The following is a 26,296-nucleotide window of genomic DNA, read 5'->3' as shown; positions in this document are numbered from 1 at the left end:
CTTGCCGCTTTACCCTTTATCCTTCAAGTCATTCTTCGATGTGACACTCATCAGCTTCTCGAGAAAGCCGAGCATGAGTGCCGAGACGACGAAGGCGAGGTGCATGAAAGTGAGCCACATGATCTTGCCATCCTCATATTGATTGACGTTGAGGAAGACCTGCAGCAGGTGGATAGAGGAGATGGCGACGATCGAGGAGGCGACCTTGATCTTCAGGCTGCCGGAATCGAGCTTGCCGAGGAAGGAGACTTCGCCTTCCTTTTCGGCTTCGTCGAAGCGGCTGACAAAGTTCTCGTATCCCGAGATCATCACCATGACGATCAGGCTTGCGACCAGAGCTGCATCGATGAGCCCAAGCATCGCGAGGATCATCTCCGCCTCGCCAAGCTCAAAGACGCTGCCCGCGACCTTGAGGAATTTGAAGGCGAAGGAGACAGCATAGACGGCGAGCGCCAGTACGAGGCCGATATAGAAGACCACCAGCAGCCAGCGGCTGGAAAGAATGATGCGCTCGACGAGAAGCTCGAGTGATTTCATTGTCTACCTCGTAAAACCCAGAATCGTTGGTCCCTAATAAACAATGGAATAGGCGGATCGCAAAGCGCTGCGCTATTCACAGGTTGAGCATATTTCGCTATCCGATTGAAATAAACGCCGAGTCCGTCGCGCGCTGAGAGAACGGGAACCTGATCCATGGCTGCCATTAAATCCGATATCGAAATCGCGCGTGCGGCAACGAAGAAACCGATCTTCGAGATCGGTGCCAAGCTCGGCATCCCGCAAGAGCAGCTCGTTCCCTATGGTCACGACAAGGCCAAGGTCAGCGCCGAGTTCATTGCCGCACAAGAAGGCAAGAAGGACGGCAAGCTGATCCTCGTTACCGCTATCAATCCAACGCCGGCGGGCGAGGGCAAGACGACGACCACGGTCGGTCTCGGCGACGGGCTGAACCGTATCGGCAAGAAGGCGATCGTCTGTATACGCGAGGCTTCGCTTGGCCCCTGCTTCGGCGTGAAGGGTGGGGCGGCCGGCGGCGGTTATGCGCAGGTCGTGCCGATGGAAGATATCAACCTGCATTTCACGGGCGATTTCCACGCGATCACCTCGGCGCATAATCTGCTCGCGGCGATGATCGACAATCACATCTACTGGGGCAACGAAGAGAATATCGACCTGCGCCGCGTCACATGGCGACGGGTGATGGACATGAACGACCGGGCGCTGCGCAGCATGGTGTCCTCGCTCGGCGGCGTCTCCAACGGTTTCCCGCGACAGAATGGCTTCGATATCACCGTCGCGTCCGAAGTCATGGCGATCCTGTGTTTGGCGAGCGATCTCAAGGATCTGGAGCGCCGGCTCGGCGCCATCATCATCGGCTACCGCTTCGACAAGACGCCGGTCTACGCCCGCGATCTCAAGGCGGACGGGGCGATGGCCGTGCTCCTGAAGGATGCCATGCAGCCGAATCTCGTGCAGACGCTGGAAAACAATCCGGCCTTCGTGCATGGCGGGCCTTTTGCCAATATCGCTCATGGCTGTAATTCGGTGATCGCGACGAAGACCGCGCTGAAACTCGGCGACTATGTCGTGACGGAAGCGGGTTTCGGGGCCGATCTCGGGGCCGAGAAATTCTTTGATATCAAGTGCCGCAAGGCGGGGTTGAAGCCGAGCGCTGCCGTGATCGTCGCGACGGTCCGCGCGCTGAAGATGAATGGCGGCGTGAAGAAGGATGATCTCGGCACCGAGAATGTGGCGGCGCTGGTGCGCGGTTGCGCCAATCTTGGCCGCCATATCGCCAATGTGCGACGGTTCGGTGTGCCTGTCGTGGTTGCGATCAACCATTTCATTTCGGATACGGACACGGAAATCGCTGCCGTGAAGGAATTTGTCGCGCGCCACGGCGCGGAAGCTATCCTTTGCCGTCACTGGGCGGAGGGTTCGGCCGGCGTCGAAGAGCTCGCGTACAAGGTGGTGGAGCTTGCCGAATCCGGACAGGCGAGGTTCGAGCCACTCTATGGCGACGACCTGCCCCTATTCGAAAAGATCGAGATCGTCGCTTCGAAGATCTATCATGCCGGCGAAGTGACCGCCGACAAGGCTGTGCGCGATCAGCTCGCGGCCTGGGAAGAGCAGGGCTACGGCAAGCTGCCGGTCTGCATGGCGAAGACGCAATATTCGTTCTCTACCGATCCGAACCTGCGCGGCGCGCCGGAGGGGCATATCGTGCCGGTGCGCGAAGTGCGCTTGTCGGCAGGTGCGGGCTTCGTCGTCGTCATCACCGGGGAGATCATGACAATGCCCGGCCTGCCGAAATCGCCGTCGGCGGAACGGATTTTCCTCAATGACCAGGGGTATATTGAAGGGCTGTTTTGATCGGCAGCCATTTCACAATCCGATTCAAGGCTTTCGTAATCGGCTTGCGCTTTTTCGGCCAAGCCTTTTACTTCCTTATTGAATTTCAGTGGCAGTAGCGATAGCCGCCCTTTCTCTTGATTACGTCGAGATGGAGGTGGGTCTCGTGGGCAACGTCGCTCTCGGGATCGAGTACTGTCGTGAAATAGAGGCAGCCTGCCGCGCTCACCGTGCGCTGGAATGCGCCTGTCAGGCTCGAATCTTCGCGACGTGAGCGGATGGCGACATCCACGCCCTTCCCGAAGCTGAAGCTTGCTATATCGATGGCATTGCCGCGGGCATGTTCGGAAATCTTGCCGGTCTCGGCGCCGTTGCGCAGGCGGCAGATATAGGCGGAAGCCTGATTGATGGTGGTGATTTCGCCGCTCTCCGGCAGGGCGACGGAGGCTGCTGGCATAACGCTTCCTTTCATCCATCGCGCGAGCGCCAGCGCCGTCGGGCAGCGTAACGTTGCTTCGGGTTTCAATGTGATGCCGGGCAGGGCCTGAGAGACAATGATCGGTTTGTCGATGCCGCATCCGTTGCCATCGTCGATGCGAGGTGTTTCCCGGAAGACAACGCCGAGGCTCTGCAGCTCTTTGATGCAGTCTGCATGGTCCGCCTCGCTCTCGGGCTCGATGGTCAGGCGCTGTTCCTCCAGTGTCTGCTCACCGGGTTCTATTGGCTTCTGATCTTCCGGCGGAGCAGGGGGCAATTCATCCTTTCCGTTTGGGGATGCGGGAGGGGGGTCTCCGGGTTTGGGCTGCGGCATCGGAACCTCGGAAGCCGCCGGCATTGTCTCGGGCTTCTGCTCGGGCTGAGCCTCCGCCGTAGGCTTGGGAGCCTCCTCGGTTTCCGGTTTCTTTTCTGGCTGAGGGGCAGCAGGCGCTTCAGTTGCGGCTTCAGGTTTTGCCTGTGGTACCGGGCCGGTTCGCGGCAGTCTTGCGCCGGGGAGCAGGGCGAGTGCGGCAAGAAGGACCGCCATCTTCCGAAATTCTCTCACACGTCGTTTCCCGTCGTTGATCGAGCGGAGAGGAAACGCAAGAGCGGCGATTTCGTTGCAATTGCGCAACGTCTGGGAAGATCGTTAAAACTTGATCATATAATTCAACATAAATTACCCGTATATATTGACAATAAAACTCATGTTTTTTATGCGGCAAAAAGAAGGCGGAAATCTCCGCAGTCGTCCGCAAGCCTAGCCAGCCCCTCGAGCGTCTGACACGCCACGACAGCCAGCCCGGTAATTTCCATTTGAGGGTAGGTTATGATCGTCCGGCATTGGCGCTCGGTTCTAATGGTCTGCACAGCAGCCGCACTTGTTTTTCCCGTTTCACAGGCTCTCGCTCAGAGTGCGCCGTCAGCGACGCCGGCCACGAATGCCGACGGCGCAACCGTTCTCCAGAAGATCGTCGTCAAGGGGAATCGTGCGGCCCCCGGCAGTGTTGCCGACACGCCGCTTGCCACCCAGATAGACAAGAAGGAACTGGAACAGAAGCAGGTCACGAATTACGACGATATCGGGCGCAGTGTCGATGCAACCGTGAACTATTCGCGTGCCGACGCCGGCTTCAATCTGCGGGGCCTTTCCGGCTCGCGCATTCTGACGACCATCGACGGAATCCCGATCCCCTATGTTTCCAATAGCTCGCGTCAGGGCGCCTTTGCGACCAGCAACGCCAATGGCGGCGGCGACACGTTTGATTTCGATTCGCTCTCCTCTCTCGATATCGTGCGCGGTGCGGATTCGAGCAAAGGCGGTTCGGGCATGCTCGGCGGTGCTTTCGTCCTCAATACGCTCGAGCCTGAAGACCTGATCCCCGAGGATCGCGACTGGGGCGCGATCGTCAAGTCGACCTACGATAGTGAAGACCGCAGCATTTCTGGATCCGCTGCCGCTGCCAAGAAAGTCGGTAACACGTCGATCCTCTTCCAAGGGGCCTATCGAAAGGGCCATGAGCGCGACAACAAGGGCGATAACGACAGCTATGGCCGTTTGCGCACTGAAGCCGATCCGGCCGATTTCGACCAGCACAACCTGCTTTTCAAGCTGCGCCAGGATCTCGAAGGCGGTCATCGTATCGGTCTGACAGCCGAACGTTTCCGCCGCGATCTGAAGACCGATCTTCGCGAGCAGCAGGGCACAGGTCGCACATATATGATCGACAATTTCGATGGCCGTGACTTGCGCGACCGCGATCGGGTCTCGCTTGATTATGATTATGAGGCACAATCTTCAGACGCGTTCTTCAGCAGTGCACGCGCCACCCTCTATTGGCTGGATTTGAAGAAAGAAGCCGGCAGCGGCGGTCGCACGGCAGCCAATGTCGCCTATGGCCGTAACAACGAGATTGAAAACGAAACCTGGGGCTTCAGCGGTACGGCAACCAAAGACTTCGAATATTCCGGTCTCAACCACTCCGTTCGCGTCGGCCTTGACGTCGGTGTGTCGAAGTGGACGCAGTTTAGCTGGGCGCTTTGCCCGACTCCGACGACGTGCCCGTCGCTGAACAACCAGGCAGAAGTGCCCGATGTCGACAGCCAAAATCTCGCGCTGACGTTCGAAGACAAGATCGAGATCGGTAATACCGGCTTTGCGCTGACTCCGGGCTTCCGCTTCGACTGGTTCAATTACAATCCGTCGACCGGTGGCGGTTTTGCCACCAACACTGGCGTTACCCGTTTCGGTGATCTGCGCGATCGCACCGAAGCCGGCATGTCACCCAAGCTGCTTGCGACCTACGACCTGACACCTGACGTTCAGCTCTATGCGCAGTTGGCCGTTGGCTTCCGCGCTCCGACCGTCGATGAGCTCTATAGCCGCTTCTACAATCCGACAGGTCGCTATGCCCAGCTGGGTAATCCGGATCTCGATCCGGAAATTGGCCGTGGAGTTGAGATCGGTGCGAATTTCGATACCGGCGGTTTCCAGGGTCGCGTTGCAGCTTTCCACACCCGTTATCAGAACTTCATCGAAACGGTTACGACGGTCGATGCCACCGGCTTCACGACCTTCAACTACACGAACGTATCTTCGGCTTCCATTTCCGGGCTCGAAGCGAACCTGATCAAGACGTTCGACAATGGTATCAACCTTCACACGTCGCTTGCTTATACATACGGCCGCAATGACGATACGCAGGAGCGGCTGCGCTCTGTGGCACCGTTCAAGGCCATCATTGGCGGTGGCTGGAGCAATGATGAGTACGGCTTCGACTTGTCTTCGACTCTCTCGTCGCAGATGACCGGCAACGACAACGCGACGACCTCGTTCGACGCGCCGGGTTACGGCATCGTCGACCTGACGGCATGGTGGACGCCTGAACAGGTCAAAGGACTGCGCATCCAGGGCGGCGTCTACAACATCTTCGATCAGGAATATTACAACGCTCTCGCCGTTCGCGACGTCAACCTGAGTTCAAGTTCTTCGCAGCCGAAGGAGTGGTATTCGGAACCGGGTCGTACCTTCAAGATCTCGGTCACCAAGACGTTCTAAGCAAGAATCAGCCCTATCAGGCTGGGGTAGGGGCGGCTTCCGGGCCGCCCTTTTTCGTGAGCCGATCGCCTCTTGCGCTTGGCTCCATCTCAGGCTAACAATTTCGCCCATGAAGAAGTCCTTGAACATTGCAGTTTGGTGGTGGGCTCGCTGAGGCGGCCTCGACCAATCGTGTCCAAAGACGACGAACGAGCCGCCCGAAACTTCGAGGCGGCTTTTTTGTTTCAGAGGCCGCCTTTCGTCCGGGTCCGATAACGGAGTGGAACTATGGTAACGATCCTGCGGGATGATGGTGCGGAAATCTATGAGACCAAGGGCGGCATCACCGTCACCCGGCAAAGGCGGGCAATTCCCTATGCCGACGCGGTCTCGTCCTATGTCGACAAGCTCGACGAGCGGCGCGGCGCCGTCTTCTCGTCGAACTACGAATATCCAGGCCGTTATACGCGTTGGGATACGGCTGTCGTCGATCCGCCGCTCGGCGTTTCCTCCTTCGGCCGCAATGTCTGGATCGAAGCCTATAACGAACGCGGCGAGGTCATCCTCGAATTTATCATCGAACGGCTGAAGACCGTCAGCGAACTCGAACTCGGCGCATCGACCGCGCGCAGGCTCGACCTGACGGTCAAGATGCCGGACCGAGTCTTTACCGAAGAAGAGCGCTCGAAGATGCCGACGGTGTTTACGGTGCTTCGTGCCATCACCGATCTCTTCCATTCGCAGGCCGATGCCAGCCTCGGCTTTTATGGCGCCTTCGGTTACGATCTCGCCTTCCAGTTCGATGCGATCAACCTGAAGCTGGAGCGGCCTTCCGACCAGCGCGACATGGTCCTCTACCTGCCGGACGAAATCCTCGTCGTTGACAACTATGCTGCCAAGGCCTGGATCGACCGCTACGATTTCGCCAAGGACGGCAAGACGACCGAGGGCAAGGCCGAGGATATTGCGGCAGAGCCTTTCGTGCGCACCGACGTGATCCCGCCGAAGAGCGATCACCGGCCGGGCGAATATGCCGAACTCGTCGTCAAGGCGAAGGAGAGCTTCCGCAAGGGCGATCTCTTCGAAGTCGTGCCGGGCCAGAAGTTCATGGAGCGCTGCGAAAGTAAGCCATCCGATATTTCCAAGCGGCTGAAGGCGATCAATCCGTCGCCCTATTCCTTCTTCATCAATCTCGGCAATCAGGAATATCTGGTCGGCGCTTCGCCGGAAATGTTCGTGCGTGTTTCCGGCCGCCGCATCGAGACCTGCCCGATCTCGGGCACGATCAAGCGTGGCGACGATCCGATCGCTGACAGCGAGCAGATCCTGAAGCTCTTGAACTCGAAGAAGGATGAGTCCGAGCTGACCATGTGCTCGGATGTCGACCGCAATGACAAAAGCCGCGTCTGCGAGCCGGGTTCCGTCAAGGTGATCGGCCGCCGGCAGATCGAGATGTATTCGCGCCTGATCCACACGGTCGACCACATTGAAGGTCGTCTACGCGACGATATGGACGCGTTCGACGGTTTCCTCAGTCACGCCTGGGCTGTCACCGTCACTGGTGCGCCGAAGCTCTGGGCGATGCGTTTCATCGAATCCCATGAGAAGAGTCCGCGCGCATGGTATGGTGGGGCGATCGGGATGGTCGGCTTCAATGGCGACATGAATACCGGCCTGACGCTGCGCACAGTGCGCATCAAGGATGGAATTGCCGAAGTGCGTGCCGGTGCGACGCTGCTGAACGATTCCATTCCCGACGAAGAAGAAGCCGAAACCGAATTGAAGGCCTCTGCCATGCTTTCCGCAATCCGCGATGCCAAGACGGGCAATTCCGGCAAGACCCAGCGCGATGTTGCCTCTGTCGGTAAGGGCGTCAACATCCTGCTGATCGACCATGAAGACAGCTTCGTACATACGCTGGCGAATTACTTCCGCCAGACAGGCGCCACGGTTTCGACCGTGCGTACACCGGTGCCGGAGGAGATCTTCGACCGGTTGAATCCGGATCTCGTCGTGCTGTCGCCCGGTCCCGGCAATCCCAAGGATTTCGACTGCAAGGCGACGATCAAGAAGGCGCGGGCACGCAACCTGCCGATCTTCGGCGTCTGCCTCGGCCTGCAGGCACTGGCCGAAGCCTATGGCGGCGAGCTTCGCCATTTGGCGCTGCCGATGCACGGCAAGCCGTCGCGCATCCGCGTGCTTGAGCCAGGTATCGTCTTCTCCGGCCTTGGCAAGGAAGTTACGGTTGGTCGTTATCACTCGATCTTCGCCGATCCTTCGACGCTGCCGCGGGAGTTCATCATCACCGCTGAGAGTGAAGACGGTACTATTATGGGCATCGAGCACGCGAAGGAGCCGATCGCTGCCGTGCAGTTCCACCCGGAATCGATCATGACGCTCGGTGGCGACGCTGGCATGCGAATGATCGAGAACGTGGTGGCGCATCTTGCGCGCCGGGCCAAGACCAAAGCAGCCTGAGGCCAATCTTTAAGAGCTACAGTCAATAAAACCCGCCGGCAACGGCGGGTTTTATGTGCGTTGGGTTGTCCGTCTATACGCGCCGCATGAGCCGGGCGACGATGGACACGACGAACAGCACCAGGAAGATAAAGAACAGAACCTGGGCTATCGAAGCGGACGCACCGGCGATGCCGCCAAATCCAAGGACGCCTGCAATCAGGGCTACGACGAGAAATACCAGAGCATAGTACAGCATCGCGATCTCCTTTGTCTGCTGCTGGCAAGGATAACGGAAGCGTGAGCGGTTCGTTCCATTGTCGCTGCGACAATTGAATTGCGTACTGATTTAAGTTTGCTCAGCCGAACTGCAGATCCGTCTTGAAGGACGGGTCGCCATCGCGTGGCAGGGGTGGTTCTGCTGCCGCCAGATAGGATCTGGCCGGTCCTGTCAGCACGAACCAGAGACTGGCGCCGATCATGAAATAGGCCGCGGACGGATCGCCGGAGCGGGTGATGAAGGGAAGGCAGGCAGCAGTGAATAGTATGGCGAGCCGGACGGCCCATTCTGCCTCACGCTTCATGAAAGCCCTGGTTCTGAGCCTCTTGTAAGCAGCGACGTCGTAGCTGCCCGCAGTGCGGCCGGTAAACAGCGCACTGGCCGACGGGAGCGCGAGCATGATGAGGCCGCCGTAGCACAATAGGAGCGCTGGACCAGCAAGGAAATGGCTGGCCGCGAAGATCAGCAGGCCTGTCACGGCGATGTTCCAGAGCGGCTCCAGCCGTTCCGGCGACAGGCCGGTCCGGAGGTGCCAGGCCCGCAAGGAACTGGCCGCACCGTCAAGCAACGGTTGGTCGATATAGCGATTGATCCAATGCATGTCTCACGCGGTCCCCAATTGACTGCAAGGCCGTCCACACCATGCAATTGGGTCGCTATCATGGCGCGCATGGTAAAAGCGTGAGCCTGCGGTGTTTTAGCCGGCCTATGCGCGGCGCTTGACGACGTGCAGGTTCATTTCCGATCGCAGCGTGAAGCCGAGCGCCTTGTAGAGCGTGATGGCTGACGTGTTGGTGTAATAGGCATGCAGGAAGACGGTGTCGCCCCTGGCGGAAATTTCTCCGGCGACATAGCGGAAGAGTAGGGTGCCGAGGCCGCGCCCCTGAAAATCGGGATGGGTGCAAAGGCCGCTGAGCTCGCCAAATCCGGGGAGACGCAGGCGCTGGCCGGCCATGGCGACGAGACGGCCGTCGATCTTCACACCCCAGAAGGTTCCGAGGCTTTGGGCACGAAGGGTGAAAGGACCTGGCTTGGTCAGCGTTGCCAAAGCGAGCATTTCTTCCGCATCATCAATGGTCAGTGGCTTCAGCCGGCTGTCGGAAATACGCTCGTAAGGCCGCTCGGCGATCATCTGCACGAGCTTTCCTTCTGAGACGAGCGTCAGACCGTCCGGAATAGTGACAGGTCCGGCTTCGACGATCGCCATGACCTCGTCTGCCGCCGGCAGGTTCTCGAGCGCTTCAAGACTTTCGTGCGTCTCGTCGGCTGCGGCCGCGAAGGGAACGATGGAGGGCGGATAGCGCATCGCGTGTTTACCGCCCTCGGCAAGATCGGCATGCGTCGTCTGAAGCGCGTTCCAGATCGGTCGATCCAGGATATGGCTCATGGGGTTTTCTTCTGCGCGACGCTGGTGCGGCGGATGAGCGATGCTTCGGAAAGCCCATCCTCGATTGCTGCAAGCTGCTCAAGCAGCGGGCCGTCGAGATCCCTGCAAAGATCGGCAACGGCGGCTGCGATGCGAGGCCAGACCTGTTGTCTGGAATAGTCGACGAGTTCCTGTCCTTTCGGTGTCAGTGAAACGACCCTTCGCCGCTGATCTTCGGCGGACTGTTGCATATCGAGGAAGCCGAGTTCCATGAGTTGGGAAGCGGTGCGCGTCGCGCCGGGCTGGGTGATACCCACGGCCTGCGCCAATTCCCCTACCGTCAGAGGTCCGAGCCTGTCGATGGCGCCGAGAAAGGGGTATTGCGCGGCCTGGATGGAGACGCCCAGTTCCTCGATCACCTGCTGCGTATCGGCCTGCAGGCGCTCGCCGATCCGACGGAAGCGGCTGCCAAGGCATAGGTAGCCCAGCGATTTCACGATATCTTCGACCAAGCAGGTTCCTCTTCAAATTTAATAACAAGTTATATAAGTGCTTATGTAAGCGGCGTCAATCATGCGACGCAGCGTAGAGAACGCCATTCACTCGGGAAGAACTTACCCCTGTTTTAATCTGCAACGCCTTTGACTTTTTGGACCGGATTGCCCATATCACCCCGCATTGGCCGCCTGCGCGATTCCCGCGTGGGCGGTTTTGCGTTTCAATGGCTTAGATGCTGCAATTCATTCGCATCCGCAGGGGGATGATATGAACGACGAGGGCAATCTCACGGTTCGGAACCTGGCGTTCTGGGGCATCCCCGTGTCGCTCGGTGTGATGGGACTCAAGATGGTCGCCTGGTGGGTGACGGGCTCCGTGGCGCTGCTCTCGGACGGGCTGGAATCCTTCGTCAATGTGGTGGCGGCTTTCATCGCCTTCTTCGTCATCCGCTATGCGCAGAAACCGGCCGACCACGACCATCCCTTTGGTCATCACAAGGCGGAATATCTCTCTGCCGTCACCGAAGGGGTGATGATCGTCGTCGCGGCGCTGCTGATCGTCGAGGCAGCTGTCGGCCAGCTTGCCGATCCGCGCATGCTCGAAGCTCCGGTTCTGGGTCTTGCGATCAACTTCGCCGCCGGGGTTATCAATGCCATTTGGGCGCAGCTTTTGATCCGTACCGGGCGAAAGCACCGTTCTGCGGCTTTGACGGCGGATGGGCAGCACATCATGTCGGATGTGGTCACTTCCGTTGGCGTTCTCGTTGGCCTGCTTCTGGCGCTTGCGACGGGCTATGCGATCTTCGACCCCGTTCTTGCCATTCTGGTTGCGCTCAACATCCTGTATCAGGGCTGGAAGGTGATTTCTCAGTCGATCGGCGGGCTGATGGACCAGGCGGTCGAGCCACAGGAGGAGGAGGCGATCAAGCAGGTGATCGCCACCCATGCGGCAGGCTCGATCGGGGTGCATGATCTGAAGACGCGGCGCGCCGGTTCGGTGACCTTCGTCGATTTCCATCTGGTTGTGCCTGCCAAGATGACGGTTCGCGAAGCCCATGATATTTGCGACCGCCTTGAAGATGCCATTCGCGCAGCGCATGCGGGCGCGACAATTGCCATTCACGTGGAGCCGGAGGGCGAAAAAGCTCACGGTATCCGCGTCAAAGTGATCAAGGAGGCGTAATGCCGAAGACAGACGTTTCCAGCCTTTCGATGCTGGGCCAGCAGACGGAAACCGCAAAGAACCCCGAAGAAGCGGTCCTCGAAAAGGTGCCTGCCAACCATGCCGGCACCGATTATGTCGTGCGCTTCACTGCACCGGAATTCACGTCGCTCTGCCCCATGACCGGTCAGCCGGATTTCGCCCATATCGTCATCGACTACATTCCGAACGAATGGCTCGTGGAATCGAAATCGCTGAAGCTCTTCCTGCATTCCTTCCGCAATCACGGCGCTTTCCACGAGGATTGCTCGATTTACATCGCCAAGCGCATCGTTGAGTTGCTCGACCCGAAGTGGCTGCGCATCGGCGCCTACTGGTATCCGCGCGGCGGCATTCCGATCGACGTTTTCTGGCAGACCGGCAAGCCGCCGGAAGGTGTATGGCTGCCGGATCAAGGCGTTGCGACCTATCGCGGACGTGGGTGAGCCGCGTTGGGTGAACCGCGGTCTGGCGCAGCCCGACCAATCGATAGTTCTTCCTTCAACGCAATTCCGGACGAAAAACCGCCAGGCACTTTTTCTGGAATTGCTTTGAATCGATTGCAGCGGCGAACGCCCTGAGCCTAAAGCGAAGTGCCGGGCAACAGTGCGGCAATTTAAAACTTACTGCCGCCCATCCAGCGCATCAGATCTCAAACATCCGTCGTGTCATTGCCGGAATCGTCGGAAAAGTCGTCGTCATTGTCGTCGTAATCCGCCTGCTGGATATTGTCGTTATCGTCGGCTCGGTTATCGTCAGCTTGGCTGTTGTCGCCGTAGTAATTGTTGATAACAGTTTCCTCGACAGGGCTGCTGGTATTGCCAAAGGGATTGGCGCCGCCAAAAGGCGAGCCCCAGCCAAGCGACGACATGTGGTTGCCGAAGATGCCGGAAAGCGAATTGGCAAGCAGCATGCCGCCGGCGACACCGGCTGCCGTGCCGAGCGCGCCGCGCAGGAAGCTGCCGCCGGCAGAGGGCGCATTGGCTTGCTGGGTCCAGGGACCGGTAGGCTGTTGCGGCATCTGGCGGGCGTTGTCATAGCCGCGCGGCTGTTCATAGCTATCTCTCGGCGCGCCACCCCATGGGCCGGGGGCGGGCGCCGGCTGTTGTGTCTGCGTGCTGCCGAAGATGGAGCTCAGGAAACCACCCTGTTCAGCCTGGCGGTGATCACCGGCGCCGGCTTCGAACTGCCGGACACGCTCTTCGAGCTCCTTGATATGGTTGGATGCTGCCTCCAGACCCTTTTCCTGAACGATGACGGCCTGTGCCAGATAATAGGTGGCAGAGGGTTGCACACGGGTCGCTTCCGATATCAGCGCTTCGGCTTCCGGATCGCGCGGCGTGGCGGCTGCGGTACGGACGCGATCGAAGAGGGCGGTCAGCAATTGGCGTTCTTCCGGTGACATGTCCTGTCTCCTTTAAAGTTCTGCGGCTTTAGCGTTCGGCGGGAGGGCCGCGTTAAGCTGAGTTAGGAAGCGATTGGGGCATTTCAAAGCCTTGGCGGCTTACATTTCAGTAAGCTCAGGCCTCCTTCAGCCAGATGCGTAGAGGCCCCAGAAGTTCGAAGCCCGTGCGCAGCGCCTCGTCCAGGTCGTCGCCGTGTTCGTAGCCGACAAGCGGTTCTCCCGGATAGAGCCTGGCGGCCTGCGCGATCAGCCCGCGGCGGATGGCTTCACCGTGCCGGTCCTCGGCAAACAGGTTGGAATGGCCGACGACGCCGGCATGGTGATTGAGGATCCCGCCGCCGACCGGTTGGCCGTGCTCGAAACCAAGCAGGAAAGTGATTTCAGGATCATGCAGCAGTGGCTCGGTAAAGATCGTCTGCGTTATCGGCCCGTTTGCCTTGCCCCATTCCGCCTGCCATCGCGCAAGATCGGCGGCGCTTTCCATGCGCTGCCATGTGAATGGGGATGGTGCCGGGATTGGCGTGCGCATACCGATCCATTCGGCTTCGAACAGCATCGTGAAGCCGAGTGGTGCGAGATCGACAGCCGCGTAGCTGTCCTTGACCGCCCAGTCGCGCTTCTCGCTATTGACCAGCGTGGCGATCGCCTCCGCCGTTTCGTCGTCCGTCTCCGTCAGCGTTATGGCATCGGGATAGAAGGGCGGCGTGCCGCGGCGGTGGAACCAGAGTGTTGACGTGAACTCGCCGGGCGAGCCCTGCGCCTTGCAGACGGCGTCGCACCAGTATGCGTTGTTGCGTACGGCTGCGCGCAGTAGGGAGGAGGTCATTTTGCGTTTCTCCCGGTCTTTTCAGAGGATGCGATGATATCGTCCGTTTGTCATAAGAATATCTTCACCGCTTCCTGCTTCCTCTTTTTCCCGCATTGTTTTACGCATTGAGTCGCACTATGTGCGAGGAACCGCATTGGACGTGAGAGAGGTTCGAATGAACGAAGAAGAAGAACAGGACGAAAAGACGAAGGAACTGCCGCTCGGCAAGGAAACGGAGGCGAACCTTTTCAAGTCGCGTTCGATCTTCATCTACGGGCCGATTACGCAGGAACTGGCGCAGAAGGTCTGCACCCAGCTCGTCGCGCTCGCTGCCGCCAATGACGAAGACATCCGTATCTACGTGAATTCGCCCGGCGGTCATGTCGAATCCGGCGATTCCATTCATGACATGATCAAGTTCATCAAGCCGAAGGTCTGGATGATCGGCACGGGCTGGGTCGCCTCTGCCGGTGCGCTCATCTATGCCGCGGCTCCGAAAGAACGCCGCATCTGCCTGCCGAATACCCGCTTCCTGCTGCACCAGCCGTCCGGCGGCACCCGCGGCATGGCTTCGGACATCGAGATCCAGGCACGCGAGATCATCAAGATGAACGAGCGACTGATCAAGATCTTCTCGAAAGCCACCGGTCAGACGGAAGAAAAGATCGCCAAGGATATCGACCGCGATTACTGGCTTTCGGCCGAGGACGCCGTTGCCTATGGTCTCGTCGCTCGCGTCGTGACCTCGCAGAGCGAAATCTGATCTTTCGCTGATCTCTTTTTGAACTTACGCCCCGTCTGCCAGCCGCAGGCGGGGCGTTTCCATATCCGCCGAGTTAGCGACATGTAATCTCGGGGATTGCCGCTCAGGCGAACATTTCCGGCGGCAATCCGGCTTGCGTGCAATTCTCTTATGCTGCTCCATGCGCAATCTTCGCAGCCGGAGTCGCGCTATGATCAAAGATTTTTCCGTCCAGAGCCTGTTCATGGGTCTGTTGACGGCGTTCGTCGGGTTTACCAGCTCCTTTGCTGTGGTGCTGCACGGATTGCAGGCGGTTGGGGCGACCGATGCGCAGGCCGCTTCGGGGCTGATGGCGCTGTCGATTTCCATGGGACTTTGCGCCGTCATGCTCAGCGCCGTCACGCGCCTGCCGGTCAGCATTGCCTGGTCGACCCCTGGTGCGGCGCTGCTGGCGAGCATCGGCACGATTGACGGCGGTTTCGATGCGGCTATCGGAGCCTTTATTCTCTGCGGTGTGCTGATCGTCGTTGCCGGGCTGTTCAAGCCGCTCGGGCGGGCTGTCGCCGCCATTCCCGCGCCGCTTGCCAATGCCATGCTCTCGGGTGTTTTGCTCGGCCTCTGCTTTGCCCCGGTGAAGGCGATCGCCTTCAATCCACTGCTTGGATTGCCGATCATTCTGACCTGGATCGTGGTCGGCGCCTTCAAGCGCCTTTGGGCGGTACCGGCAGCGCTGGTGGCCTTCGTGATGGTGCTGGCCTTCGGTGTCGATATTCCGGAGGGCGCGCTGGCTTCACTCGAACAGTCGCTGGTGCCTGTCATCGACATCGTCCATCCGGTCTTCAATCTTGCGGGCTTCGTGTCCATTGCCCTGCCGCTCTTCATCGTGACGATGGCGTCGCAGAACATTCCCGGCATCGCCGTACTGAAGGTCAATCACTATGATCCGAAGCCGGGACCGCTCTTTGCCGTCACTGGCGTCTTCTCGCTTCTGGCGGCGCCCTTCGGCGGGCATGCGATCAATCTGGCGGCGATCACGGCGGCGATGTGCGCCGGGCAGGATGCGCATGCCGATCCTTCGCGGCGCTATTGGGCAGCGCTGATTTCGGGTATCGGTTACGTCATTCTCGGCCTGCTTGCGGGCGCCGTGACGGCCTTTGTCGCATTGGCGCCGCCGATCCTGATCGAGGCCGTGGCGGGTCTCGCACTTGTCGGCGCCTTCTCCGGATCTGCCATGGCGGCCTTTCAGGCGCCGGATACGCGTGAGGCTGCGGCGATCACTTTCCTCGTCACAGCATCGGGCGTTTCCTTCGGCGGCATTTCCGGCGCCTTCTGGGGGCTGGTTGCCGGCGGACTGATACTTGCGCTGTCTCGAATTGTGCGGATGACGAAAAAATAGGTGAGGGGTTGCCGGAATTTCCGCCGAAGGTTATAAGCGCGGTCATGAAGAGCACAAGCGCACGGATTTCTGAGACGATTGCACGTAGCCGCACGGCATTGCGTGACAATACGCGCGCCCTGACCTCGCTTCTTCTCCTCGGCCTTACGCGCGGTTGCCGGGTCCTTTGAGGAGCGCCCGGCGGCCGAAAGCCCGCCCGGCCATCGCTCCTCGCGACTCACTCTCAAAATTGACCAAACGACCGAGTAAAGGTCCGCATTTGCAGTCGCCAAGCCACATATGATCGGCTAAGACGCGGGCAAATGCCGGGACGAGGAGACAAGACAATGGACACGAACACCAGCCGATCCTCCGCAAGCGCTGCTTCCGCCAAGGGCATGCCCGATGCCGCCGTGAAGTATCGGGCTTATCCGCAGGTAAACATTCCCGACCGCACCTGGCCGACCAAGACCATCACCAAGGCGCCGATCTGGTGCTCCGTCGACCTGCGCGACGGCAATCAGGCGCTCGTCGATCCGATGGGGCACGACCGCAAGGCGCGCATGTTCCAGTTGCTGCTCGAAATGGGTTTCAAGGAAATCGAGATCGGTTTCCCATCGGCCTCGCAGACCGATTTCGATTTTGCCCGCTGGTGCATCGAAGAGGGCAATGTACCCGACGATGTGTCGCTGCAGGTGCTGGTGCAGTGCCGGCCTGAGCTGATCACGCGCACCTTCGACGCGCTTCAAGGCGCAAACCGGCCGATCGTGCACTTCTATAATTCCACCAGCGAATTGCAGCGCCGCGTGGTGTTCGCCAAGGATGTGCAAGGCATCAAGCAGATTGCCGTCGATGCCGCTAAGATGATCACCGACATGGCAGCCAAGGCTGGCGGTGGTTATCGTTTCGAATATTCGCCCGAAAGCTTTACCGGCACCGAGCTCGACGTGGCGTTGGAAATCTGCAACGCCGTCATCGACGTGGTGAAGCCGACGCCTGACAACAAGCTCATCATCAATCTGCCCTCGACCGTCGAAATGGCGACGCCGAACGTCTATGCCGACCAGATCGAATGGATGTGCCGCAATCTCGATAACAGAGAAAACCTGATCATCTCGCTGCATCCGCATAATGACCGCGGCACCGGCATTGCTGCTGCCGAGCTGGCATTGCTGGCAGGCGCCGACCGCGTCGAAGGCACGCTCTTCGGCAATGGCGAGCGCACCGGCAATGTCGATGTCGTCACCATGGCGCTCAACATGTTCACGCAGGGCGTCGATCCGGAAATCGATTGCTCTGATATCGAGCGCATCAAGGAAGTGTTCGAATATTCGAACCAGATGGCGATCGCCGAGCGTCATCCCTATGTCGGCGAACTGGTCTACACGGCCTTTTCCGGCTCGCATCAGGATGCGATCAACAAGGGCATGAAGGCTGCTCAGGTCGCCAACCATCCTGTCTGGGAAGTGCCTTATCTGCCGATCGACCCGCGTGACGTCGGCCGCTCCTACGAGGCGATCATCCGCATCAATTCGCAGTCCGGAAAGGGCGGCATCGCTTATATCCTGCAGCAGGATTACGGGCTCAACCTGCCGCGCAACCTGCAGGTCGAATTCCGCGAAGACATCCAGCGCATCACTGACGAAGAAGGCAAGGAGCTTCCCTCCAAGCGCATCCACGACCGCTTCATCGAGCGCTACGTGACGCAGCCGGGTGGGCGTCTGAAGTTCGTCGACCACCACACCTATCCCGATACAGAGCACAGGGGACAGCGGATCGTCGCGGCCGAGATCACCGACAATGGCGAGATCAAGCGTATCGAAGGCCGTGGTAACGGCCCAATCGATGGCTTCATCAATGCGTTATCGCACTATCTCGGCATCGAGATGTCGGTCGAGGATTATTCGGAACATTCGCTGCAGCACGGCTCGAATGCCGCCGCCATCTCCTATGTCGAGACGTCCTATCCGGGCGGCAAGCTCTTCGGCGCAGGTATCAACACCAATATCGTCGCCGCATCGCTCGAAGCAATCGTGTCCGCGGCTAACCGCGTCCTCGACGTGAAGGCCGGCAAGACCTGAGCATTCTGATCAGGCCGCGACTGCCTCGGGGTGACGCGGCCTGACGATGCAATCGGCCCGCTCATTGAGCTCGCCTTGCGCTTGCGTATCTCGTCAGATTCAGATTTCGGCAGCGATTTCCATGGCAAGCTGGCCGAGCGTGGCTTCGGCGGAGGGGCCGGCCAGCACATAGGAGGTGCCGGCATTGTGCCAGGTCACGAGGCCGATCTCGTCGCGGATCGTTTCCTTGAAGTCTTCCGTTTCCGGCGGCTGTGCATCCTTGCGGAAGCAGATCGAGATGATATCGCCATCGGTGTTGGAATAGACGAGCTGGCCGACAGGGCGGCTGTCGCCGAGGATCACGCGCGCGCCCTGGAAGGTCCAGGATCCGGACGAGAGATCCGGCACACGGAACGGTACGCCGATTGCGGTCGTCAGCCAGGATGAGATTTCCTCGGACTGCGAGGCCGGCACCTCGACGAGGTGGCGCGGCTGGCGCACGAGAAGCCGCTGGAAGGCAGTGACGTCGCCCAGCCAATCATTCGTGTTGATCTGGGGCGCTGCGACTGGTGTGGCGTCATCCATATCCGGGGCATTGCCGATGAAATAACCGATGCTACCGCCGACGACGAAAAGAATGAGGGCGGCGGCAAGCGCCTGGCGGCCACTGGGGGCGAGCTTGAGCTGAAAGCGGGCATTGCGTTGCGCGATCGGCGTCTTCGGCGGTTGCGTGCTTTTGATGGAGCGGACAAGCGCCAACGGGACCGGTTCCTTCAGCATGTCGTCCAGTTTACGGCGGCCAAAGTCGACGCCGTGGCGAAGCTTGTCGTAGATCTTACGGGCGTTTTCGTCGATTGCGAGCCGGTTTTCCAGCTCCAGCTTTTGTTCCGGTGTGGTTTCGCCGTCGAGGAGGGCGGCAAGCTGGGCTTCAAGCGGCTGTTTTTTGAAATCGAGCAAATCAGTCAGTACCTGTGGACGGGCGGATTGTGACCGGACAATGCGGCAAAATGGAGTCGTGCCGTCGCAAGCTGACCGGCAATGCTGCCGATTGCGATGCCCATGATTTCGGCTGCCTGCTGATAGCTGTGCCCTTCCACGTCAATCAGCACGAAGATGCTGGCCACGCCCTCAGGCATCTCCGCGAGCATACGGTGCAAGGCATCGGTATCGACGAGCGTTGCGCGATCGCGAATGGCGTCGCGGATGTCAGTCACATTACCCCGTGCAGTCGGTCGCGGCTTGCGCTTGCGGCTGTCTTCCGCCCATTGCTGGCGGGCCAGCGTATAGATCCAGCTTTCCAGCCGGCCTTCGCCGTTCCACTGATGCCCTTTGGAAATTGCGCGCAGACAGACCGCCTGGACCAGCTCATCGGCCGCAGCCGTCTCTCCCGCGAGCGTGATGGCAAAGCGGCGGAGGCGGGGCAGGAGGCCGACAAGATCACGCCGGATATCGGTGGTAGTAGCGGGTTGGCGCATTGTCTTTCCAAGAAGCATTTACATCGGCCGGCATTCAAAACTGGCTTTGCATTCGGGCCGGCTTCGCGTACGGGCCTTGCCCGGCGGGCGCGAAGCCGTCGTATCTACCCCGGCCATGCAGGCGGCTTTATGAAACAAGTCGCCTGTATTTCGCAAGCGCGGGGTGAATTCATCCATCCCTTCCCAAGGGATTTCGTACCATAGCCCGCAGAGCTTGCCTCAATATGTCCTGTAGCCGTTCAGGCTCTGGAGAAGAGCGCGATAGGCCCAGGTATTTTCGCCGCCTCGATCACGAATCTCCACGAGCTGCACGCGGGCGCCCTGGAGGTCGCCCTGTTCGGCAAGCGCCATGCCCATGTAGGAGCGGGCGAGGATGTAATTCTCGTCCTGCTGCAGCGCCTTCCTGTAGTAGTACATGCCGAGCTCCATGCGGCCGGCCTTGCGGTTGGCGTAGCCAAGATAGTTCAGGATGCCCGGATCGTTCTGGTTCTGCGCGAGGTTCAGCACCGTGATAGCGTTCTCGTACTGGCCGGCATAGGCGAATTCGCGGGCAAACGTGAAGAGTTCGTCATCGTTGAAGCTCTGCTTCTTCGGATCGACGCATTCCTTCTTCTTGGCATCCCAGACCTTGCCCTTGGTGCAGGTCTTGGTCGTTTGGGTCTTCTGCGGCGGTGAGGTGTCATCGTTCCCGCCACCGACCGCAAAGGCGGATGTGGCAAGACCGATAGCAAAGACGGAAACAAGCGAAAGTCTGCACAGGCGATGAAGAGAAGCAGTCATCGGGCGTACTCCGTTTTGAAGCGCTGCGGTTGTTGAATTGTACGCCGACGCTTAAAAATACCAAGAGCCCCGGCGGCCTTTATTGCCTATGTTGCGACATTGGCGACCGATCTTCACAGGTTGATTCAACAACTGCCGGAGCCGATTCCGCAATCGTCTTTAAAGTGCGAAAATATCTGCACTTTCCGGCATCATGCCGTCGGCCGTATCGTTTATGCTGAAGCGCTCGCCCTTCACCTCCCAGGCGCCCGGGGAGCCGGAAATGGAGAAGAGATTATAGGCGGCGCGGGGCTTGATGCCGCCCGGTCCCTGCGAGGCCGAAGCTATGCCGACGACAGGCACCGGGCCTGTCTGCCCGCGCAGCCAGTAAAGCGTGTTGAGATGGGTATGGCCGTGCAGCACGAGCTCTGCGCCGCCGGTGGAAACGACGGCCGCGAAACGGCGGATGCCGATCATGCGCTTGTAGAAGGATGTCGCGCCGCGGATCGGCGGATGGTGGATCATGACGACACGGAACAGACCGGCTTCACCGGCAGCGCGCAGCATGTTGACCGTATCTCGCGCCTGGCGCGCGCCGAAGAAGCCGGAGGCCGCGAATGGCGGAGTCGCAACAGCAGTCGAGCAGCCGACGATTGCGACCTTGTCGCGGACGCGAAGGTAGGGAAAGATGTGCCGGTCTGCCTCCCATTCCGGCGGGGCAAGGTCGCCGCGCACATAATCATACCAGGCGCGCATCGACTTCTCGTAGGCGCCCGGAACATAGGCATCGTGGTTACCAGGGACGACCGATGTTGCGGCGGGATCGCCGAGTTCGCGCAGCCAAGCTGCCGCGCTCCTGATCTCGATGCCGCTTGCGAGGTTGACGAGGTCGCCGGTCACGGCCAGATGGTCGGCCTCGTGGGAGCGGATATCGTCCAGCAGCAGATCGAGCGTGCTGCCGAAAAGATGCTTGCGCCGGTTGCGGTGCCAGTTCACAAAGCCCGTAATACGTTTTGAGAAAAGTTCGTGAATGGAAAGGCGGGGCAGAGGTCCGAGATGGACGTCGGAGATATGCGCGAGCTTGAACATGCAACGACACATAGACCAGCTTATTTACAATTCAAACACATCCCCGCGATGAGAGTATGAAAGAGCCCATGGCAGACAAACAAACATGGCCCCTTCACATGAAAGTGTTGGTGCGATTGCTGCACGTCTATTTTTCCGTCGCGCGCGGCATGACGATGGGGGTGCGTGCAGCCTGTTTCGACGAGCAAGGACGCCTGTTTCTCGTTCGTCACGGCTATACGGGCGGATGGCATATGCCAGGCGGCGGGCTGGAGCGAAACGAGACGGCGGAAGAGGCGCTCATCAAGGAATTGCGGGAGGAAGGTAACCTCAGGATTGTCGGCAAGCCGCAGCTTTTCCACGTCTATTTCAACACCAACATCACCCGGCGCGATCATGTGGTCTTCTACCGCGCCACCGTGGAACAGACAGCGCCGCGGCCGCCGGACTGGGAAATTGCCGAGAGCGGCTTCTTCGAGATCGACGATCTGCCCGAGGAGACGACCGAAGCGACGCTGCGAAGGCTTGCCGAGCTCCGCGGCGAGGCGGAGCCGGCGCATTACTGGTGAGGCTCAGACTGCGGCTGCGAACTTGTCGCGGCCATGCGGTCGGTCGAGATCGAGGGCTGGGCCTGATGGCACGATGCCGGTCGGATTGATCGTCTTGTGGCTGCGGTAATAGTGCTCCTTGATGTGGCGCAGATTGACCGTCTCTGCCACGTCAGGCGTCTGATAGAGGTCGCGCAGGTAGGCTCGCAGGTTCTGGTAGTCCTCGATGCGGCGGATGTTGCACTTGAAGTGGCCAACATAAACCGGGTCGAAACGCACCAGCGTCGTGAAGAGGCGCCAGTCGGCTTCGGTCTGGCGGTCGCCGAAAAGATAACGTCCCTTGCCGAGGCGCTCATCGAGCTTATCAAGTGTTTCGAAGAGTTTGACGACATTCTCTTCGTAGGCGGCCTGCGTGGTCGCAAAGCCCGCCTTGTAGACGCCGTTGTTGACGGTGTCGTAGACGATGTCGTTCAGCTCATCGATATCCGCCCGCAGGTCTTCCGGATAATAATCCGCCGTCGATCCAGTCAGGTGATTGAAGGCGCTGTTGAACATGCGGATGATTTCAGCCGACTCGTTGTTGACGATCGTCCCATTCTTGATGTCCCAGAGCACCGGCACGGTGACGCGGCCGGAATAATGCGGATCGGCCTTCACATAGACTTCCCAGAGAGCTTTCGAGCCGAAGAGCTGGTCGCCGGTGGCGCCATTGCCGACCTTGAATTCCCAGCCGTTTTCCACCATCAACGGATCGACGACCGAAACGGAAATCAGGTCTTCGAGCTTCTTCAGTTTGCGGAAGATCAGTGTGCGGTGCGCCCAGGGGCAGGCGAGGGAGACATAGAGGTGATAGCGGCCGGCCTCGGCCTTAAAGCCGCCTTTCCCGCTGGGGCCGGCTTCTCCATCGGCCGTGATCCAGTTACGGAACTGCGAGGGCTGACGCCTGAAATGGCCCTTCGTTTCCTTCGTGTCGTACCAGACGTCATGCCAGACGCCGTCCACAAGCATGCCCATGTTGTTTACCTCGAAAATTGATTGTTACGGTACAGATATCGCAGCACGCGGCCTTTTGCAGGCGGGCAAAGATTGAACACTGCGTCTCAGTCGCCTTGTTCTAGGCCGAATTTTTGCAATGGACGCCGGAAATTTTTCCTGCTATCCGCCTTCCTCACAAATTTCTGGAATTCTGCTTGATGTCTATTCTCAGAGGCCTGCGACGACGCTGATGCTCCCGAACGCCTACGGCGTGTTCGCGAACCCATATCTGCGTCCATACGGTCTCTGTTTCCATGCTCATGTACAAGCACGATCTCGTCTACCTCACCGAGGATGCGTCTCACGACGCCGCTATCGAACTCATCAACGAAGAAGCATTCGGCCCCGGCCGGCACACGCGCGCTGCTGCCCGCATCCGCGAGCAGGGGCCGCATGACCTGTCGCTCTCCTTCGTCTGCGCCGATGACCGCGAGACGATCGCTTCGGTGCGGATGACGCCGGTTCTGGCGGGAACTGTAAAGGGCCATCTTCTGGGGCCGCTCGCTGTGCGGCCCTCGCACAAGAGCAAGGGTATCGGCCGGGAATTGGTGCGCATCGCGGTCGAGGCTGCCAAGCGCAAGGGTTCGGAAGCCGTCATCCTTGTGGGCGATCCGCCCTATTACGGTCCGCTCGGCTTCGAGAAGGTCGCCTACGGTGCGCTGACTTTTCCGGGGCCAGTCGATCCGGGCCGTGTGCTGGTCGTCCCGATTGCCGAAGACACGCATGCGCGGCTGAAGGGCACGATTGCCTGGCGGCGATAGAGCATTTCCGTTCTTCTTCGAAACACGGAAACACTCTATCTCTTTGTTTTTACGCAATTCCGGACGCAAAACCGCTGTGCACTTGGCTGGAATTGCTCTCGTCAGAGCAACTTCTTCAGAAACGTCCGCGTCCGACCCTCCGGAAAATCCGGTAGTTCACCGAAAACCTCGTAGCCCTGGCGCTGGTAGGCGCTGAGCGCATGCGGGTTGAAGGTATCGATCCAGGCGCCGCGGCAACCGCGAGCGGCGGCTTCCTCTTCCGCCCTGGCGAGAATCTTGCCGGCCAGGCCGCTGCCGCGTAGCGTGTCGGGAATGTAGAGCATCTGCACGAAGAGCCAGTCCCAGGCCGTGTAACCGGACAGGCCGCCCGAGATTTTTCCATCGGTGTCACGGATCAGAACGGCGAGCGGCCGGCGTTCGGACGGGCCGACATCCTCGGTGTTGAAGGCCGTCAGGCCATCGGTGATGACTGCAAGCTCTTCCGGAGAAGGGGAGGCGGTGAGCTCGAATTCCGGCATGGCTAGCGCCCCTCGCGCCACCACATGGCGCCGAAGGCCAGAAGCAGAATTCCAACACCCGCAAAGCCGGCAAAGAGCGGCAGGGTATTGATGCCCTTCAGCACGGTCTCGTTGGTCATACGGATCTGCATGCGGTCATTGTCAGTCACGCGCACCTGGCCGCGCACCGGCAAGATCGGCGGGACATTGATGGCACCGACATTGTTGACGACACGGGTCACGAGGCCGCGGCTCTTGTCGGTGATCGGCTTTAGCGTTGCAGTCGTCGAGATCATTGCCTTGAATTCAGGTGCATCGACGGCGCCGACATGGGCGAGCGTCGTCAGATCGCCGTTGCGGATTTCGAAGAGGCCGATCTCGCCCATGCGCTTTTCGGCCTTGTAGAGGCCGGGCTCGGTCTGCGTCAGCGGCAGGTTTTCTGTTTTGCCGGAGGGGTAGCGCACGATTGCGTCGCCCGGCGCATCGCCGATCGTCTGGCGGGTGATCTCAAGTGTGCGGCCGGAGGTGCGCGCCGTCAGTGCCTCTTCCTCCAGTGCCGGTTCCTTCATCAGCCAGTGGGCGATGCGGCGGTAGAGAGAAACATGCGGTCCACCGCCCTCGAAGCCGCGCGCCCAGAGCCAGCCCTGGTCGGAGAGCAGCATGGCAACACGGCCCTGGCCGGCACGGTTCAGAACGAGCAGAGGATGATTGTCGGCGCCGACCATGACGGTCTGGCCCTGCGGTCTGTCGACATCGACGCTGCGGAACCAGCGACCCCAATGCGGAGGCTCGTCGGCAGAACCATCAAGCCCGCGGGTGACGGGATGCTTGCGGCCCTGTTCGGAAAGACGGGGATAGAAGGCCCGTTCGATCATCCGTCCGGTGGGCTCTGCCGGCAGCACGGAAGCGAGCGGCGTCATGGCAATTGATTCCGGGCTCGCATGTTCCGGGCCGGCAGCAATCAGCAACGCGCCGCCATTCTCCACATATTGGGCGATATTGTCATAATAGAGCATCGGCAGCACATTGGCGCGATCCTGATAGCGGTCGAAGATGATCAGGTCGAAATCCTTGATCTTGTCGACAAAGAGTTCGCGGGTCGGGAAAGCGATCAGCGACAGCTCGTTGATCGGCGTGCCGTCCTGTTTTTCCGGCGGTCGCAGAATAGTGAAATGCACGAGGTCGACGGAAGCATCCGATTTCAAGAGATTGCGCCAGGCGCGCTCACCCGCATGCGGCTCGCCGGAGACGAGGAGAACGCGCAAGTTCTGACGGATGCCGTCGATGATATGGACCGCGCGGTTATTGGCGTCCGTCACTTCGCCGGGGATGCCGGCCACGGAAAATTCCAGGACATTCGCGCCGCCGCGCGTCACCCTGAAGGAGAAGGGCGTATCCTGGCCGGGCGTCGCCTGTAGTGTGGCAATCTCGTCGCCATTTAGACGCACCGTCACAGTTGCCACGCCGCCGGGGCTCGGGCCATCGTCAAAGACACGTAGCACAAGCTGCTGCTCCTCGTTGACGATGCCGAAGCGAGGTGCCTTGATGACTTCGATGCGGCGATCAAATTCGTTCGGCTTGCCGGTAATCAGGCCATGGATCGGCGCGTCGAAGCCGAGCGCCTGATTGACGCCAGGCACGTCATGTACCTCGCCATCCGTCAGCATGATCGCACCGCCGACGCGCGAGGGCGGTACATCGGCGATCGAAGCCGACAGCGCCTCGAAGAGGCGCGTGGAGGGCATGTCGGAGTTGCGATCCTCATTCACGTCGACGAAACGGGGCTCGATCTGCGGAAAGCGGGCGAGCTGCGTCTTCAGCGACGCAAGCGCATCATCCGTCATCGTCACGCGATCGGCCGTCTGCTGGCTCTGGCTGCGGTCGACGATGACGGGCACGATGGTTGAAAGCGGGTCGCGGTCTTCCTGCAACAGCACCGGATTGGCAAGTGCTGCAAGCAGGGCAAGTGCCGCAAGCGTGCGGATCCAAGCGCCGCGAATGCCGCGCCAGATCGCAAAAGCGGCGATCAGCAGTACGATGGCGGTCAATACCGCCAGAAGGGGCCAGGGCAGGAAGGGCGAATAATCGAGCGTCAT

General features: G+C 59.8%; 24 protein-coding genes and 1 pseudogene. 10 read left to right on the top strand and 15 right to left on the bottom strand.

Features of this window, described 5'->3' with window-relative positions:
- Positions 1-9: 9 nt before the first annotated feature.
- Positions 10-537 carry a TIGR00645 family protein gene (locus ACK9YZ_RS14870; protein ID WP_216755413.1) on the bottom strand — a complete coding sequence of 176 codons (528 nt, stop codon included), beginning with the start codon at positions 535-537 and terminating at the stop codon, positions 10-12.
- Between the two features lie 156 nt (positions 538-693).
- On the opposite strand from ACK9YZ_RS14870, the gene ACK9YZ_RS14865 reads away from it, so the two are divergent.
- Positions 694-2,373 (top strand): formate--tetrahydrofolate ligase, encoded by a 1,680-nt coding sequence (locus ACK9YZ_RS14865; protein ID WP_416064323.1) that lies wholly within the window; start codon positions 694-696, stop codon positions 2,371-2,373.
- Between the two features lie 85 nt (positions 2,374-2,458).
- Here the strand turns inward: ACK9YZ_RS14865 and ACK9YZ_RS14860 are convergent, their stop codons facing one another.
- Positions 2,459-3,376 carry an extensin family protein gene (locus ACK9YZ_RS14860; protein WP_416064322.1) on the bottom strand — a complete coding sequence of 306 codons (918 nt, stop codon included), beginning with the start codon at positions 3,374-3,376 and terminating at the stop codon, positions 2,459-2,461.
- A 282-nt stretch (positions 3,377-3,658) separates the two neighbouring features.
- Here ACK9YZ_RS14860 and ACK9YZ_RS14855 point away from each other — a divergent pair, with 282 nt between their 5' ends.
- Both ACK9YZ_RS14855 and ACK9YZ_RS14850 read left to right on the top strand, forming a co-directional pair.
- On the top strand, positions 3,659-5,887 hold the full coding sequence (locus tag ACK9YZ_RS14855; protein WP_216755410.1) for a TonB-dependent hemoglobin/transferrin/lactoferrin family receptor: 2,229 nt from the start codon (positions 3,659-3,661) through the stop codon (positions 5,885-5,887).
- A 267-nt stretch (positions 5,888-6,154) separates the two neighbouring features.
- The gene (locus ACK9YZ_RS14850) at positions 6,155-8,344 is read left to right on the top strand and encodes an anthranilate synthase (RefSeq protein WP_216755409.1); all 2,190 of its coding nucleotides are present in this window, start codon (positions 6,155-6,157) and stop codon (positions 8,342-8,344) included.
- Positions 8,345-8,417: 73 nt separating this feature from the next.
- Here ACK9YZ_RS14850 and ACK9YZ_RS14845 read toward each other — a convergent pair whose 3' ends face one another.
- The 4 genes from ACK9YZ_RS14845 to ACK9YZ_RS14830 form a co-directional block, all read right to left on the bottom strand.
- Entirely contained in the window at positions 8,418-8,582 is a 165-nt protein-coding gene (locus tag ACK9YZ_RS14845; protein WP_007824505.1) for a DUF1328 domain-containing protein, read from the bottom strand.
- A gap of 100 nt (positions 8,583-8,682) precedes the next feature.
- A complete protein-coding gene (locus tag ACK9YZ_RS14840) occupies positions 8,683-9,204 on the bottom strand; it encodes a hypothetical protein (RefSeq protein ID WP_416064321.1) in 522 nt (173 codons plus the stop codon).
- 105 nt (positions 9,205-9,309) lie between these two features.
- Positions 9,310-9,990 (bottom strand): GNAT family N-acetyltransferase, encoded by a 681-nt coding sequence (locus tag ACK9YZ_RS14835; RefSeq protein ID WP_216755407.1) that lies wholly within the window; start codon positions 9,988-9,990, stop codon positions 9,310-9,312.
- Positions 9,987-10,481, bottom strand: a complete 495-nt coding sequence (locus ACK9YZ_RS14830; protein WP_416064320.1) for a MarR family winged helix-turn-helix transcriptional regulator — start codon at positions 10,479-10,481, stop codon at positions 9,987-9,989. The genes ACK9YZ_RS14835 and ACK9YZ_RS14830 overlap by 4 nt, the downstream gene beginning before the upstream one ends.
- A gap of 253 nt (positions 10,482-10,734) precedes the next feature.
- On the opposite strand from ACK9YZ_RS14830, the gene emfA reads away from it, so the two are divergent.
- Both emfA and queF read left to right on the top strand, forming a co-directional pair.
- Complete coding sequence (emfA, locus tag ACK9YZ_RS14825; RefSeq protein ID WP_216755405.1) at positions 10,735-11,649, top strand: CDF family cation efflux transporter EmfA; 915 nt, start codon at positions 10,735-10,737, stop codon at positions 11,647-11,649.
- Entirely contained in the window at positions 11,649-12,113 is a 465-nt protein-coding gene (gene queF, locus ACK9YZ_RS14820) for a preQ(1) synthase (RefSeq protein WP_216755404.1), read from the top strand. The genes emfA and queF overlap by 1 nt, the downstream gene beginning before the upstream one ends.
- Before the next feature lie 206 nt (positions 12,114-12,319).
- Here queF and ACK9YZ_RS14815 read toward each other — a convergent pair whose 3' ends face one another.
- Both ACK9YZ_RS14815 and ACK9YZ_RS14810 read right to left on the bottom strand, forming a co-directional pair.
- Complete coding sequence (locus ACK9YZ_RS14815; protein ID WP_416064319.1) at positions 12,320-13,072, bottom strand: DUF2076 domain-containing protein; 753 nt, start codon at positions 13,070-13,072, stop codon at positions 12,320-12,322.
- Between the two features lie 115 nt (positions 13,073-13,187).
- Entirely contained in the window at positions 13,188-13,898 is a 711-nt protein-coding gene (locus ACK9YZ_RS14810) for a hypothetical protein (protein ID WP_416064318.1), read from the bottom strand.
- 157 nt (positions 13,899-14,055) lie between these two features.
- Between ACK9YZ_RS14810 and ACK9YZ_RS14805 the strand changes: the two genes are divergently transcribed.
- From ACK9YZ_RS14805 to leuA, 3 genes are all read left to right on the top strand, one after another.
- Positions 14,056-14,643 carry an ATP-dependent Clp protease proteolytic subunit gene (locus ACK9YZ_RS14805; protein ID WP_216755401.1) on the top strand — a complete coding sequence of 196 codons (588 nt, stop codon included), beginning with the start codon at positions 14,056-14,058 and terminating at the stop codon, positions 14,641-14,643.
- 160 nt (positions 14,644-14,803) lie between these two features.
- Entirely contained in the window at positions 14,804-16,018 is a 1,215-nt protein-coding gene (locus tag ACK9YZ_RS14800) for a benzoate/H(+) symporter BenE family transporter (protein ID WP_416064317.1), read from the top strand.
- Between the two features lie 326 nt (positions 16,019-16,344).
- Entirely contained in the window at positions 16,345-18,078 is a 1,734-nt protein-coding gene (leuA, locus tag ACK9YZ_RS14795; protein WP_416064316.1) for a 2-isopropylmalate synthase, read from the top strand.
- 99 nt (positions 18,079-18,177) lie between these two features.
- On the opposite strand, the gene ACK9YZ_RS14790 is transcribed toward leuA, so the two are convergent.
- The 4 genes from ACK9YZ_RS14790 to ACK9YZ_RS14775 form a co-directional block, all read right to left on the bottom strand.
- Entirely contained in the window at positions 18,178-19,014 is an 837-nt protein-coding gene (locus tag ACK9YZ_RS14790) for an anti-sigma factor family protein (RefSeq protein ID WP_416064315.1), read from the bottom strand.
- A gap of 5 nt (positions 19,015-19,019) precedes the next feature.
- A complete protein-coding gene (locus ACK9YZ_RS14785) occupies positions 19,020-19,532 on the bottom strand; it encodes an RNA polymerase sigma factor (protein WP_416064314.1) in 513 nt (170 codons plus the stop codon).
- A 219-nt stretch (positions 19,533-19,751) separates the two neighbouring features.
- On the bottom strand, positions 19,752-20,312 hold the full coding sequence (locus ACK9YZ_RS14780) for a hypothetical protein (protein ID WP_416064313.1): 561 nt from the start codon (positions 20,310-20,312) through the stop codon (positions 19,752-19,754).
- 159 nt (positions 20,313-20,471) lie between these two features.
- A complete protein-coding gene (locus tag ACK9YZ_RS14775; RefSeq protein WP_216755396.1) occupies positions 20,472-21,380 on the bottom strand; it encodes a metallophosphoesterase family protein in 909 nt (302 codons plus the stop codon).
- 68 nt (positions 21,381-21,448) lie between these two features.
- Here ACK9YZ_RS14775 and ACK9YZ_RS14770 point away from each other — a divergent pair, with 68 nt between their 5' ends.
- A complete protein-coding gene (locus tag ACK9YZ_RS14770; RefSeq protein WP_416064312.1) occupies positions 21,449-21,928 on the top strand; it encodes an NUDIX domain-containing protein in 480 nt (159 codons plus the stop codon).
- A gap of 3 nt (positions 21,929-21,931) precedes the next feature.
- Here ACK9YZ_RS14770 and ACK9YZ_RS14765 read toward each other — a convergent pair whose 3' ends face one another.
- A complete protein-coding gene (locus ACK9YZ_RS14765) occupies positions 21,932-22,921 on the bottom strand; it encodes a glutathione S-transferase family protein (protein ID WP_416064311.1) in 990 nt (329 codons plus the stop codon).
- A 211-nt stretch (positions 22,922-23,132) separates the two neighbouring features.
- Here ACK9YZ_RS14765 and ACK9YZ_RS14760 point away from each other — a divergent pair.
- Positions 23,133-23,703 (top strand): annotated as a pseudogene (locus ACK9YZ_RS14760) (GNAT family N-acetyltransferase).
- Between the two features lie 101 nt (positions 23,704-23,804).
- Here ACK9YZ_RS14760 and ACK9YZ_RS14755 read toward each other — a convergent pair.
- Both ACK9YZ_RS14755 and ACK9YZ_RS14750 read right to left on the bottom strand, forming a co-directional pair.
- Positions 23,805-24,221: a GNAT family N-acetyltransferase gene (locus ACK9YZ_RS14755; RefSeq protein ID WP_416064310.1), complete on the bottom strand. Its 417-nt coding sequence runs from the start codon at positions 24,219-24,221 to the stop codon at positions 23,805-23,807.
- Positions 24,222-24,223: 2 nt separating this feature from the next.
- Positions 24,224-26,296: a hypothetical protein gene (locus ACK9YZ_RS14750; RefSeq protein ID WP_416064309.1), complete on the bottom strand. Its 2,073-nt coding sequence runs from the start codon at positions 26,294-26,296 to the stop codon at positions 24,224-24,226.

The organism is Rhizobium sp. ZK1, assembly GCF_047782645.1.
Taxonomy (GTDB): domain Bacteria; phylum Pseudomonadota; class Alphaproteobacteria; order Rhizobiales; family Rhizobiaceae; genus Rhizobium.
This window is presented reverse-complemented; position numbering and strand designations above follow the sequence as displayed.